Here is a 13,751-nt window from a genome sequence, read left to right on the forward strand (position 1 = left end):
CTCATGACCACTACCCAACCCTTCGACGTTCGTCATACCGTTGACCAGCTTAACCTCATCGGCCTTACCGTCGAGCATGACGGGTCGGTGTCGTATGTGAACCCCTATACCCTGCGCGTTACAGCCTGGTCGATAGACGATGTTATTGGCCGGAACTTCTTCGATGTGCTCGTGCCACCCGACGACCGGCCTACGCTGGAAACGCTTTTCCGCGAGGCGCTGCAACGCGGTGGTTTTCCGGAATCGCGTGAAGTCCAGCTGCTTACGCGCAGCGGGTCGACGCGTAACGTGCACATCAACTCGTTTATTCCCACGGGAGCCGGGGGGCGGCCTGATGCGTTTACCATCATCGGCGAAGACCTGACCAACAAGCGGCGGGTGGCCTCGGCGCTGAGCAACACCAACGCCCAATTGCAGGACCTGGTCGATAACACGAGCGACCTGATTCAGCTCATTACGCTGGATGGCAAGTTCATTTTCGTCAACAAAGCCTGGCGCGATTTGCTGGGCTACAGCGCCGATCAGATTGCCCAACTCACCCTGCGCGACGTGCTCCACCCCGACTATGTAAAGAGCACCATCGACCGGTTGCAACGCGTGCAGGAAGGCGAACCCAACCCCTCATTCGAGACCGTTTTCCGGAGCCGCGACGGCCGCACTGTGTTTTTGTCGGGCAGCGTCAACTGCCGCTATGACCAGGGTAAACCCACGGCGTTTCGGTGCATCCTGCGCGACATTACCCAGAAAATCAGGTCGGAGAAGGCACAGCGGCTGTACTACAGTATTGCCTCCTGGACGCTGAACACGCCGAATCTGGACGATTTCTACCAGCGCGTACACCGCGAACTGGGCAACATCATTGACGCCAGCAACTTTTTCATTGCCCTCTACGACCAGAGCAAACGCTACCTCACCTTCCCGTACTACGTCGACGAGTCGTTTCAGGGGAGTGTGCGGTTTACCAAAAAACGCCTCGGCAGTGGCCTGACCGAATACACGATCAACGCCAACAAACCGCTGTTTCTCTACGATACGGACATCCTGCGCCTGGCCGACGAACACCAGATTGACCTCTACGGGCAGCAGCAGCCCAAGGTAATGCTCACGGCTCCGCTGCGCATTGGCGACGAGATCACGGGCATCATCGGTGTGAAATCATATGACGATGCCAGCTTGTATGGCCCGCGCGACCTGGAACTGCTCGAATTTATTTCGGGACAAGTGGCCCTGGCTATTGCCCGCAAACAGGCCGAGGCCGCCCTGAACAAGCAAACCGCCCGCCTCAACGCCATCTTCGACAGCAGCACGTACCTGATCTGGTCGGCCAACAAGGCCATGCAGCTGACGTCATTCAACAAAAATTACGCCCGGTTAATTGAGCAGCTAACGGGCGAACAACCCCGGCTGTACCTACTGACGCACCAGCAAAACTGGATCACGGTGGGTGAAGAAAACCGGAAGATGCTCGATGAACGTTACCGGCTGGCGTTTAAAGGACAACCGCAGAATTTCGAGATGCGGTTTGACCTGAGCGGCAAAGAAACCTGGCTGGAACTGCACCTGAACCCTATTTTGCTCACCGGCGGGGTCATCGAAGAAGTGTCGGGCATTGCCCGCGACATCACCACGCGGAAGGGTGCGCAGATGAACATTGAGCGCAGTGAAGAGAAGTTCCGGGGCATTTTTGAAAACCTCCAGGACATCTACGTGCGCGTTGACCGGCAGAGTCGTATCACCATGATCAGCCCGTCGGTATTTAAACGTAGCGGCTACATGCCCGACGAGGTGCTGGGGCAGAATGCCCTCCAGTATTTTGTGGACCCCAGCGTGGTCCGGCGGGCGTTGTTTAAGCTTGTACGGACGCGGTCGCTACGGAATTTCGAGGCCACGCTGCGCCGCAAAGACGGCACCGAACGGCAGTTTATGTTTAACATGCTGCTGCTGAAAGATGAAGACGGCCGCTATTCGGTCATTGCCGCCCTGGCCCGCGACATCACCGAACTGAAACGGCAGTCGGCTGAACTGGTGAAAGCCAAAGACGAAGCCGAACGGTCGCTGAAGGTGAAAGAGCGCTTTTTGGCTAATATGAGCCACGAGATTCGTACACCCATGAACGGCGTGATTGGCATGGTAGACCTGCTCAACGACACCGTGCTCAACGACGAACAACGCGACTATGTCCGCACCATCCGCCGGTCGTCGGAAACGCTGCTGAACATCCTGAATGACATTCTCGACCTGTCGAAGATCGAGGCGGGCAAGATGGTGCTGCACGAAGCGCCGGTGGCTCTGGGCGAAGTGTTCGAGAAGCTCATTGCACTCTTCGGGCAGCAGGCCAACGCCAAAGACAACCGCTTGTTTTACACCCTCGCGCCCGACCTGCCGCAGTTTGTCATTGCCGACCAGACGCGCCTGCTCCAGATTTTGTCTAACCTGACGTCTAACGCCCTGAAGTTTACCGAGAATGGCACCGTAGAAGTGGCCGCATCGCTGGTGAGCAAGCGGGGAAAATTCAATCGGATCAAGGTTGAGGTGAAGGATTCGGGTATTGGTATTTCGCCCGAAAACATTGGCCTGCTATTCAACTCGTTCAGCCAGGTAGACACCTCGTCGCGGAAGTCGTTTGGCGGTACGGGGCTGGGGTTGTCGATCTCGAAAGAACTGGCCAGCCTCATGAAAGGCGAAGTGGGCGTAGAGTCGACGGTGGGCATGGGCAGCACGTTCTGGTTTACCGTCGAAGTGAAAGAAACAGCCATCAGTCCCACGCAAAGTCCCGCCGAAGCCGCCGCCGATATGAAGGTGACGGACTTTTTCACCCACTACAACCCCATTGTGCTACTGGTAGACGACAACATTGTGAACCGCAAAGTGGCCAGCGAAATACTGCGTAAGGCGGGTTGCGTGGTCACCAACGCGGCCAGCGGTCCCGAAGCCATCGAAAAAGTAACGGCCAGCTACGCCCCCGGCGGAACGCCCTTCGACGTGATCTTTATGGACATCCAGATGCCCGACATGGACGGTGTGGAGACCACCAAACACCTCCGCGACCAGCACGGGAAAGCGTTGCCCAAGATTGTGGCTATGACCGCCTACTCCATGCGTGAAGACCGCGAACGCTTCCTCAGCCAGGGCCTCGACGATTACATTGCCAAGCCCATCCGCGCCCAGGGCCTCATTGCCAAGGTGAGTGAGTTGGTGAAGAAGAGCGGAGAGCAAAGGGCAGATAGCAGAGAGCAGAGAGGAGAAAGCAGGGAGGGGAGAGCAGCGGGCAGCGGGCAGGGAGGGGAGAGCAGAGCGCAGAGAGCAGAGAATTGGTCCTCCAATGCTCAACCTCTAAACTCTATGCCCGCTGCTCCAAGCCCTACGCTCCTCGCCCCTTACGCCGACGTGCCCGTGATTGACCTCGACATTCTGGAGCAACTGCGCGACATTGGCGGGGCGGAACTGGTGGAAAGCGTGTTCGACGATTTTGTGACCGAGGCTACCGAACTGGTGCAGGAGTCGCTGACGGCCTTTGCAGCGGGCGATATTGCCACGGTGAAAAGCCATCTGCACACCCTCAAAGGCAGCGCCGGCACCGTAGGCGTGGCCCGCCTTGCCCGCATCGCCCGCGAAGCCGAGGGGAAGCTCAAGGTGCAGGATACCAGTCAGTTAGCCCAGGAACTTGCCGCGCTGAAAGCCGCCTTCGATGAGTTTATGGCCACACCGAGACCGTGATTACTCTGTATGAGGTGGCTTTATTGTAAGACGCACACCTAGCCCCACACTGAATGCCTGTATGGCTCTGGCCGATTGAAACAGCGATGTTTCGGCAATAATAGGTAGTTGTAATGACCAGGCGGGGGTTAACTTGAATCCAAAGGATGCCTTAGTATAAACACCAACATAATACTTGTTGTTGACCTCGAATTGAACCAGATACCTGCCCTCAGCAAATTTTACCGTACCTCCCCCATCAGGCACACTTTCAAAGTATAATTGGATGGGATAGTACTCTGTAGCTAATCGTAAGGAGCTACCAATCGTAAACTCAGCCATAATACGGCGACTGTTTAATGGAGCTATAACTGACCCGCCCAGACGAAGATCCCAACTTTGAAATAGTTCATTTTGCAGGGCTTGTTTGAAGTCATTTGTTAGACTGCCAACCGATGTCTGGCCAATTGACGCTTCCAGGCTAATCAAACGGTTAACTTGATAAGCTGTTTGGAATCCCACCGAACTTCCTACCGTTCGATATGTACTCAAACCAATACGATTATAGGTACCCTGAATAGACCAAACTTGCGCTTGCCCCGTCAAGCTTAGCATAAACAAGCTCGAAGCAAATAACAGCTTTCCCATACATTTTAGAACGCGTATTGCGCCATTATACCCAAGGAAGCCGTCATGTTGTTGATGCGTGCTGTAAAAAACTGATCTCGCTGTTCTTTTGTATAAACGATTAGCGTTCGCCCGGTCACGGCTATGCTAAAACGTTCATTTAATGGAACCGCTATTTGCATTTGTAAAGCAGGGCCGTCATACAACTTATTCACAAATATGGCTGCCGGTTCACGAGGTTCTACTAAAAAGTAAACCGCATCTCCGGGTTTGACTATTCCAACAGCATAGCCAGGTTGTAATTCATTACCCCAAAGCCATGCATATCCAGCCATCAACGAAATTTTGCTGCCTAATAATCCAATATTTAGTTTCGGCCCAAGATCAAATGAATAATAAGCGGCTTGCAATCCACTTCCAAAACCAGCCTCTGAACTGTAACGCTGCTTCTGCAACATACCAACCGACGTTTGCAGGTTGATTAATTGTTGCTTGCCGAAGCTAACGTTATGCTGTATACGCAAGGCATCACCCCATATGTCGCCTCGACTAAAGAAGACGCGGGCATACTCTACACCTATTGAATGCTTGATTCTGTTTAGGGTATCGCTTTGTGCCATAAGGAGCGTACGCCCCCAGACTACCAGGAGCGTACACAATAGCCATTGTTTTATCATTTAAGGCAATTGAATAAACTTCATGGGGAAGTAATAGTAGGACCCGTCAACCTGATTGATCCGCCAGCCGGGGCTTCTTGTTCCCGCTGTGTATGGGAAAGTAAGACGGAAGTTGAACACATTCACGATACGTACCTGTTGTGACTCCGGCTGTGTTAGCCCATTACCACCGTCCTTATTTGCTGTTGCGAAATAAGAACAGCGATCAATCGGATTGTAAAATTTGATGTTGCCGTTATTGTGAGCTCGAACGTCATCATACGTGACATTAATTTTTGCAGTGGCTGATACAGTCGTACCTGACCAACCCGCTCCAACTTCGCCCGAAAATTTCAATGAACCAGTATCATCGTCTAAAATCAGAATCTTCTGCTCGGCTTCGACTGTTTTCCAATTGTCGTCAAGATCGGTAGTATATTGATTTGAGTACCACAAATCCCCCCAACGCATTCGTTGAATGTCATCATATGGCACCGTAACGTTCTCCCAAATCACGTAAGTTGCCCCACCGGGCAAAAAGCCATTAGCGGTATTTATAACGCCTCCATCAGCTGAAGCCCTCAATATTGTAACCTCGGAGTCCCCACCAAAGAGCTCTGGGTCCCAGTCAGTTATTAGTCTATATTGAAAGAACTTTGTTTGGACAATCCAGTTGTTATCTATCGTCTGGCAGTTTTTGTAAATGCTAGGGCTCAACGGGCTGCCTACTGGTGTAAGGTCATCTAACCTTTTGCGCCCATTTGCGCTTTTTGGTTGCTCTACGGTATACTTGCCTTCGTATTTCTCGGCAGGCATAATCACCCATGTTGGATGGTCATCTACATATCTTTTGTTCACCTTTGAAACAGTGGACCGCTTACCATCAGCTAAATTTATCCTGACACCAGTGCTAACAGAATCCTGTATCAATGGATGATACGTAATGGTAATGTCATTGATAGGTATGTTAAACTGCTTCAAGATAGAAAACATGGGCATCCAGGCCACGATGTGATTGTCGGCTAACCACTTTTCTAACACCTTCAGTTCACTGCCAAAAGCACCCCTAGCTTTTGAGTCAGCAGCTAACTCCGCCTTGGCTGTACTCCAAGCAGACCGAAAATTGCTAGTTCTCAATTGAGACGCCCGCGCACCCTTTGGTGCTGACTCGAACAGGTCGCGAAACAGGACATCTTGACTGCCGTAAATTCGTTCAAGGGCTGCGTCAACCAACTCCTGCCGAGCAGGCTCACTTTGAGCCACTTTTTCAAGTAAAGTACTTGCCAAAGACATCATCTTTAGCATCTCTTCCTGTTTGGCTTCAGCAGACACTTCGTTCTCAACAAGAACTGGCTCTTTGCATGAGATAGGAACTATCAACAGGCAAGCTAAGCCAAAAAGGATGGTTGCAAATCTGTGCAACCAAAACGCGGGGGGGGGGGTAATTTTTCATCATGATTAGTTGTTTTGTAGTTACCAGTTATTAATTCACTCACCGCTAGTGCTATCCGATGCGGCCTGACAAGTGTAGGTATTAAATATGGTAATAATAGTGAATCAACTTACTCTTTATTAAACGGTAAGCAGTTTGTGTGACTTAATAGTAACAAAAGATGATTTTATGTTGTGTCTTAGTAATAATACTTAAGTATAATATTGCATTTAACTATATTAATGTATATTCCCACCCATGAACAAAACCGCCATCACCGTAATGCCGGGGTATTTCGACCGGTACATTAACCTGGTTCCGAATGTTGATCTGCTCGACGCGCTGGAACAACAGGCATCGCTGGAAAGCGTATTGCCCGCCGAGACCATGACGGGTCTGGGCGATTTTGTCTATGCACCCGGCAAGTGGACGGCCAAGGATATTGTGCAGCATCTGATTGATACCGAGCGCATTATGGCCTACCGCGCCCTGCGCTTTGCCCGTGCCGACAGTACGTCACTGCCTGGCTTTGAGGAAGACGACTTTGCCCGGTCAGCCCACGCATCGCGCCGGACTATTCCTGATTTGTACGCTGAGTTTGATGCCGTTCGGCAAGCCACGCTGGCTATGTACCGTAGTTTCGACGAGGAAATGCTACAACGAACGGGCATCTGCGCGGGGCAAACGATGTCGGTGCTGGCCTTGGGATTTGTGCTGGTTGGGCACCCCATGCACCACGCCAGGGTGGTGCGGGATCGGTACCTGTCGTAACGCGGATATTAAGCGAGGACACTCAGTCCGTGGTACGATTTTAACCCCTCTAACTATCTGTAAGTCAACCCTGCCCATGAACAATTTTTACCTGCCCAAGCAACTAGCTCTTACCCTGTTTCTGATTAGTATGAGTGGCTGGTTCGTGGCCGACTGCCAATCGTCGGGGGGACAGTCCACGCCCGTGCCGCCGGTGGTAGTCCCGCCCGTGGTGGTCAAGTCAGACATGGCTCTTTACGTCACCACGCCTGACCAGAGTCAGCTGTTTCTAAAACAGAACAGCAGCCTGGTGTTTAGCACCACCGCCACCTCCTCCGGTACGGTGATCGACGTCGACACCACACAGACGTTTCAGGGCATTGACGGCTTTGGCTTTACGCTCACGGGCGGCAGCGCTATACTCCTGAACCAGCTTAAATCCGCCGACCGCACGGCGCTGCTGCAGGAATTGTTTTCGCCCGAAGGCAACGGTATTGGCATCAGCTACCTACGCATCAGCATTGGCGCGTCGGACCTGAGCGACCGGGTCTTTACCTACAATGACCTCACCACCGGGCAGACCGACTTGACCATGGCTAAATTCAGTCTCGACCCAGAGCGTGCGGATTTGATCCCGATTTTGAAACAGATTCTGACCATCAACCCAGACATCAAAATATTGGGATCGCCCTGGACGCCGCCGTCGTGGATGAAGACCAACGGCAACTCGAAAGGAGGGAGCCTAAAACCCGATTATTACGATGCCTACGCGCTTTATTTCGTCAAATACATCCAGGGTATGAAGGCCGAAGGCATCCCCATCGACGCCATTACGGTGCAAAACGAGCCGCTGAACCCCTACAACAACCCCAGTCTGCTGATGCAGGCCGACGAGCAAACCGTATTTATTAAAAAGAACTTGGGGCCGGCGTTCCAAAAAGCGGGTATCACCACCAAAATTATCCTCTACGACCACAACGCTGACCGCACCGATTACCCCCTCGCCATCCTGGCCGACGCCGATGCCCGCAAATACGTCGATGGCTCGGCGTTTCATCTGTATTCGGGTCGCATTGATGCCCTCACGCCCGTACATAACCAATATCCCGACAAGCATGTCTACTTCACCGAGCAGTGGACCGGCTCAAAAGGTAGCTTTTCGGGCGATCTGGCGTGGCACGTAAAGAACCTGCTCATCGGAGCTACCCGCAACTGGAGCCGCAACGTGCTGGAATGGAACCTGGCCTCAGACCCCGCCCTGAATCCGCATACCGACGGCGGGTGTACCGAGTGCCTGGGTGCCTTGACTATCGGGGCCAGCGTAACGCGCAACGTGTCGTACTACATCATTGCCCACGCGGCCAAGTTTGTGCGTCCCGGCTCGGTCCGAATTGCCTCATCGAACCTGACCGGCCTCTCGAATGTGGCGTTTAAAGCGCCCAATGGCAACAAAGTGCTGCTGGTTCAGAATGAAAACGGCAGTAGCCAGACCTTCACAATCAAATTTGGCAGCAAGACCGTGCAGACCACGCTGCCCGCCGGAGCCGTGGGGACGTATGTTTGGTAAGAAAGCAGGCTAGCAGAGCCAGAAAATGGGCGTTGGTCACGGAAAGTTGCGCGTTGGTCAATCGGTTTTGGTGTGGCATGGGGCACGATTGTAGGTTTGATGAACACTAAACCGCGCTACGCAATCGCCATGAAACTGCTCATCAACAGTCTTATTATCAGCTGTTTGCCCATCCTGTTGTTGGCGCAGTCAACCCCTGTGGCCCCTGGTCGGCTTACGGCTACGGTGCATCCGGGTATTGAGTTGTTTACGGTGGTACAATTGCTGGCGGGCAAATACCCGATGCCCAACAAATCGGCCTACGCCAAAGAAGTAGAGACGTATTTTACGCCCTATGCCAACCACCCGGCGGTGCAACAGGCGCGGCAATTGAAAAAGGTATACTCCGACTTGCCCGAACTGGGCTACTGCTTCGACAATTTCCCAGACATACGCATTCATTATCCCGAACAGGCTAACTGGTATGCAATGAATGGTAAAGACACCATTCAGGCCTATATGCGGCTCTGCAAGCAGTTTTACGAGGACACTCATTTCTGGAATTTCTTCCAGAAACACCGTGCCGACTACGCTGCCTGGGCCAAACCCGTGGAAGAAAATTTCGCCCGGCAGGGGCTGGTTGTCAAACTCGACTCGTTCTACCGCACGCAAACCAAAGCCGCCAACTGGACCATTTGCCTCGATCCACTCAACAGCTGGGGTGCCCACGCGATCATGCCCAAAACCCTCAACCCGCGCTATGCCGATTACGTGGTTTACAACGTTGGATTCTTCAACCGCGAATCGACCGACGCGGGTGTGCCCGTTTTTGACATTGGGGCCGAGTCGGTCAATGTGGTCTGGCACGAGGGCAACCACATCTATACCAACGCCTTGCAAAAAAAGTACGCTGCTGACATTGAGCAGCTTAGCTACCTGTTTAACAAAGGCGATCAGGGCATGAATCGCAACAATATCAGCACCTGGAAGCACTGTTTCGACGAAAACCTGGTGCGTGGCATTGTCATTGCCTTGTTCCGGCAGCACCGCAGCCCCAAAGAAACCCGTAAGCAGGCCGCGCAGGAAATCGTTAGTGATTTTCAGTATGCGGGCGACATTGCCGACGTGATTTCGGCGAAGTATACCGGCCAGACAACCTACCGGAATTTCGAGCAATTTTTCCCCGAAATCCTGACGTACTTAGCCCAAAAATACCCCACTGCCGAACGCACTAACCGATGACCGTTAGAAGCCACCTGCCGCAACGCCTGACCTTGCCCGAATGGCTTGTTCACTGGCTTGTCTGGACGTTGCTGACGGTCAAAGACGTGGCCGACATGTATGGCAGGCCCACCTACCCGGTGGCCAAAACGGCCGTGGCTACTTATTGGTTGCTGGGCGTTGGCTACATGCTCATCAGTGTGCTGGCGTTCTACCTGTCTATCTGGCTGGTAGCCAAACCGCTGCTGACGGGGCCGCTGGGCTGGCGGTCGTTTGGGAAGGCCGGGCTGGGGCTGCTCGTTACGCTGGCAGCGATCACGGTGTTCCGCTACGGGCTGGAATTTTACCTGTTCAAGCCCATTCTCGGCTTTGACAACTACCACCGCAACACCTCGTTTACGCTGGGCTGGTTTGTGCAAAACAGCGTCGGCTTTTATTTCGATTACATCATCTACGGCCTGCTCTACGCATTTTTTCGCCGAAACTTTATCAACGAGCGCCGCCGTCGTGAGGCTGAGCAAGCGCAGACGGCGGCCGAACTGGCCTTTTTGCGGGCGCAGTTGAACCCGCATTTTTTGTTCAATACCATCAACGACATTTACGCGCTGGTGTATCAGAAATCAGATGCCGCGCCGGGCGCATTACTCAAACTGTCGGAACTGCTCCGGTACGTGTTGCACGAAGCCCGCCACGACCGGGTGCTGCTGGCCAAAGAAATAGATTATGTAAACGGACTCGTTGACCTACAGCGCATTGGCAGCAAGGACAACCTGTACGTCGACTATCAACTGCATGGCTACCTCAATGGGCAGATCATCGCGCCCATGTTGCTGGTGTCGTTTGTTGAAAATGCGTTTAAACATGGCATAGTCGACAACCCGAACCAGCCTATTCAGTTGCGCGTGGACCTGACCGACACAACGCTGGATTTCAGCCTGCACAATGCCAAAAATCACCAGCAAAAAGACCATACGGGGGGCATTGGTCTGGCCAACGTGCAGCGCCGACTCGACCTGCTCTATCCCCGTCGCCACACGTTGCAGGTGACTGATGGCCCCAACGAGTACTACGTCAAGCTCCACCTCGACTTATGACCCCGCCTATGCGCTGCCTGGTGGTCGATGATAAACCCCTGGCCATTGATATCCTGACCGATTACGTGTCAAAAGTGCCGTTTTTACAACTCGTTGGGGCAACCACCAACCCCCTCGACGCGCTAAGCTGGGTAACTGACCGTACGGCTGAGCTTGTTTTTCTGGATATCCAGATGCCACAGCTAACGGGGATTCAGTTCATGAACGCGCTGCATGGCCGCGCCGGGGTGATCCTGACCACTGCCTACGCCGAATACGCCCTCGACGGGTTCGAGCACGACGTAATTGACTATTTACTGAAACCCATTTCGTTTGAGCGATTCTACCGGGCCGTGCAGAAAGCCCAAAGCCAGTTACGCGCCGCCCCTGCCCCGACCGATGCCCGGCCATACCTGTTTGTAAGAACAGAGCATAAGATGCAACGCGTTGACCTGCAAGCGGTTCTGTATGTTGAAGGGCTACAGAATTATGTGCTGTTGCACACACCGACGGAAAAAATTATTGCCCGCCAAACCATTGCCAGTTTAGAAAAGGCCTTGCCTGCACCCGCATTTGTGCGGGTACACAAATCGTTTATCGTGGCACTGGCTCACATCCATACCGTGGAACGCAACCGCATTGTTATCAACGGCAGCAGCGGCAACACCACTGTTATTCCCGTGGGTGATGCCTATCGTGAGGCGTTCCACAGGATGCTGTAAACGTGACCAAAAGGCTTACTCGCGCACGGGGAATTTGTCGAGCTGCGTGGCGAGGTCGCGGATGGCCAAAATCAGTTCGTCGCGGTTGGGAGTAAGGGGCATCCAGAACGGCTTGCTGTCGGCGTGCCAGTTGGGCGTGGCTTCGTTGGCCAGACCAATCCGAAACAGGTAATGGTCTTTGTTGTCGGAAAAATTGCTAAAGCTCAGCGTAGGGTCGATAAACGTGAGCCGGGGTGCCGGGTTTGCTTTGTCTACCACCGACTGCATCCAGTCGCGGAGCATTTCTAGTTCCCAGGTCGAGAGCAGGGTGAGCGTACGCGTCGATTGCTGATCGCCCTGACTCGTTACCATGCTCACAATAAGCCAGTTGCGTTTCAAGAATTGGGCTGCGTCGGAGTATTCATAGTCAATGACGTTCAACTCAAATTCGCCTTGTGGTCCGGTCAGTTTCATCGCTTTATGGGAATAAAAGAGGAAGGTTCCGCCACGATCAGGACCGCTGTGTAGACCAGCTAGTTAGCCTATATAAATGCCTATAGAACAAGTCGTTTTGGGAGATAAAACTACGTTAGAAACCTTACATTTCCTACAGTTGTCGGCATCTATTTTGCGGGGTAATTTTGGTTTGCCGTGGGTGATAGTCTGCCTTTTTGCCTTAATTTCACCGTCTGAAAACGAACCTTTAGCACCCCATGGCAACCTCAAAACGCGTATTAATTGCCGAAGACAGTTCTGTGATCCAGAATTTAGCCAAGAAGATTTTGGAGTTTCAGAACTACGACATCACGGCTGTTAAAAATGGCGAACAGGTCATGCAAATTCTTGACAGAGAAGATTTTTCCATTCTCCTGCTAGACATCAACATGCCCGTCATGGACGGTATGGAGTGCGTACAAAAAGTGCGTGCCCTGCCCAACGCCGCCAAAGCGTCGGTGCCCATTGTGGCCATCACCGGCAACGCCCGCAACTACACCGAAGAGGAGTTCAAGGCCGCCGGTTTCAACGACGTCCTGGTGAAACCCCTCAACTTCGACCGCTTGGTGGAAGTGGTTAATCAACTAACAGATAAGTAATTAGTGGGCAGTGGGCACTGCCTACCCTTATGATTGTTACCCTCCTCGGCACGGGCACTTCGTCGGGCGTTCCGCTGATTGGCTGCGGGTGCGCCGTGTGCCGCTCTGTCGATTTTCGGGACAAGCGGCTGCGTACGTCGGCGCACGTGCAGGTGGGCAATACGAGCATCGTAATCGACACCGGGCCGGACTTTCGGCAGCAGGTGTTGCGGCTGGGGTTGCTCAACCTCGACGCGGTGCTGTTCACCCACGAACATAAAGATCATACGGCGGGCCTCGACGAGGTGCGGGCCTATAATTTCCGGTCGGGGAAAGACATGCCCGTGTATGCCCGCCCTACCGTGCTGGCGCAGCTGGCGCGCGAATTTTCGTACATCTTCGCCGAAGTCAAATACCCCGGCATTCCCCGGATTATAACGCACGTTATTGACAATGAGCCGTTTGACGTGGCGGGCATCCAGATCATTCCTATTGAGGTAATGCACCACAAGCTGCCCGTGTATGGCTTCCGCATCGGCGACTTCACCTACCTCACCGACCTGAATTCCATCAGCGATGCCGAACTGGAAAAGGTATACGGTACCCGTATCCTGATCCTCGACGCCCTGCGCCACGAAGAACACCTGTCGCATTTTGCGTTGAACGAGTCCCTCGCGCTGATCGAGCGCATCCAACCCGAACGGGCCTACCTCACCCACATCAGCCACCAGATGGGCCTACACCGCGAGGTGAACCTAACCCTGCCCCCCAGCGTACGCCTGGGCTACGATGGGCTTCAGATTGAACTGTGAAGGGATTTGGGATTTCGGATTGTTGCTGCGGTCCGACGTCTCGGCGCGGGCGTACCACGGACTTCAGTTCGTATTTATTCTGTCTCTTACGGACTGAAGTCCGTGGTACGCCAGAGCAAACCCGTGCGAAAGCAACAATCCAAAATCCAAAATCCCAAATCCTC

Annotated in this window: 12 protein-coding genes; 8 read left to right on the forward strand and 4 right to left on the reverse strand. The window is 53.2% G+C overall.

Going from position 1 to position 13,751, the window contains the following annotated elements; all coding sequences use genetic code 11:
- The first annotated feature begins 3 nt into the window (after positions 1-3).
- Positions 4-3,717 carry a PAS domain S-box protein gene (locus tag J2I48_RS03470; protein WP_207334000.1) on the forward strand — a complete coding sequence of 1,238 codons (3,714 nt, stop codon included), beginning with the start codon at positions 4-6 and terminating at the stop codon, positions 3,715-3,717.
- On the opposite strand, the gene J2I48_RS03475 is transcribed toward J2I48_RS03470, so the two are convergent.
- Genes J2I48_RS03475 through J2I48_RS03485 form a run of 3 tightly spaced genes read right to left on the reverse strand, consistent with a single transcriptional unit; the run spans position 3,718 to position 6,359 of the window.
- The gene (locus tag J2I48_RS03475; RefSeq protein WP_207334001.1) at positions 3,718-4,344 is read right to left on the reverse strand and encodes a hypothetical protein; all 627 of its coding nucleotides are present in this window, start codon (positions 4,342-4,344) and stop codon (positions 3,718-3,720) included.
- A gap of 5 nt (positions 4,345-4,349) precedes the next feature.
- On the reverse strand, positions 4,350-4,943 hold the full coding sequence (locus J2I48_RS03480) for a hypothetical protein (protein ID WP_207334002.1): 594 nt from the start codon (positions 4,941-4,943) through the stop codon (positions 4,350-4,352).
- A gap of 57 nt (positions 4,944-5,000) precedes the next feature.
- Positions 5,001-6,359: a hypothetical protein gene (locus tag J2I48_RS03485; protein ID WP_207334003.1), complete on the reverse strand. Its 1,359-nt coding sequence runs from the start codon at positions 6,357-6,359 to the stop codon at positions 5,001-5,003.
- A gap of 310 nt (positions 6,360-6,669) precedes the next feature.
- Between J2I48_RS03485 and J2I48_RS03490 the strand changes: the two genes are divergently transcribed.
- The 5 genes from J2I48_RS03490 to J2I48_RS03510 all read left to right on the forward strand — a co-directional run bounded on the left by J2I48_RS03490 (position 6,670) and on the right by J2I48_RS03510 (position 11,723).
- Positions 6,670-7,182 (forward strand): DinB family protein, encoded by a 513-nt coding sequence (locus tag J2I48_RS03490; RefSeq protein WP_207334004.1) that lies wholly within the window; start codon positions 6,670-6,672, stop codon positions 7,180-7,182.
- A 226-nt stretch (positions 7,183-7,408) separates the two neighbouring features.
- Positions 7,409-8,728, forward strand: coding sequence for a glycoside hydrolase family 30 protein (locus tag J2I48_RS03495; protein WP_229375793.1), 1,320 nt, complete (start codon positions 7,409-7,411; stop codon positions 8,726-8,728).
- A 129-nt stretch (positions 8,729-8,857) separates the two neighbouring features.
- Positions 8,858-9,949, forward strand: a complete 1,092-nt coding sequence (locus J2I48_RS03500; RefSeq protein WP_207334005.1) for a DUF4932 domain-containing protein — start codon at positions 8,858-8,860, stop codon at positions 9,947-9,949.
- Positions 9,946-11,022, forward strand: coding sequence for a sensor histidine kinase (locus J2I48_RS03505; RefSeq protein ID WP_207334006.1), 1,077 nt, complete (start codon positions 9,946-9,948; stop codon positions 11,020-11,022). Before J2I48_RS03500 ends, J2I48_RS03505 begins: the two co-directional genes overlap by 4 nt.
- On the forward strand, positions 11,019-11,723 hold the full coding sequence (locus J2I48_RS03510; RefSeq protein WP_207334007.1) for a LytR/AlgR family response regulator transcription factor: 705 nt from the start codon (positions 11,019-11,021) through the stop codon (positions 11,721-11,723). The genes J2I48_RS03505 and J2I48_RS03510 overlap by 4 nt, the downstream gene beginning before the upstream one ends.
- A 15-nt stretch (positions 11,724-11,738) precedes the next feature.
- Here J2I48_RS03510 and J2I48_RS03515 read toward each other — a convergent pair whose 3' ends face one another.
- Entirely contained in the window at positions 11,739-12,176 is a 438-nt protein-coding gene (locus J2I48_RS03515; RefSeq protein WP_207334008.1) for a WapI family immunity protein, read from the reverse strand.
- Positions 12,177-12,415: 239 nt separating this feature from the next.
- On the opposite strand from J2I48_RS03515, the gene J2I48_RS03520 reads away from it, so the two are divergent.
- Positions 12,416-12,796, forward strand: a complete 381-nt coding sequence (locus tag J2I48_RS03520) for a response regulator (RefSeq protein WP_207334009.1) — start codon at positions 12,416-12,418, stop codon at positions 12,794-12,796.
- Positions 12,797-12,825: 29 nt separating this feature from the next.
- A complete protein-coding gene (locus tag J2I48_RS03525) occupies positions 12,826-13,587 on the forward strand; it encodes an MBL fold metallo-hydrolase (RefSeq protein WP_207334010.1) in 762 nt (253 codons plus the stop codon).
- The last annotated feature ends 164 nt before the right edge of the window (positions 13,588-13,751 follow it).

It is taken from the genome of Fibrella aquatilis (assembly GCF_017353255.1).
In the GTDB taxonomy this organism is placed as follows: domain Bacteria; phylum Bacteroidota; class Bacteroidia; order Cytophagales; family Spirosomataceae; genus Fibrella; species Fibrella aquatilis.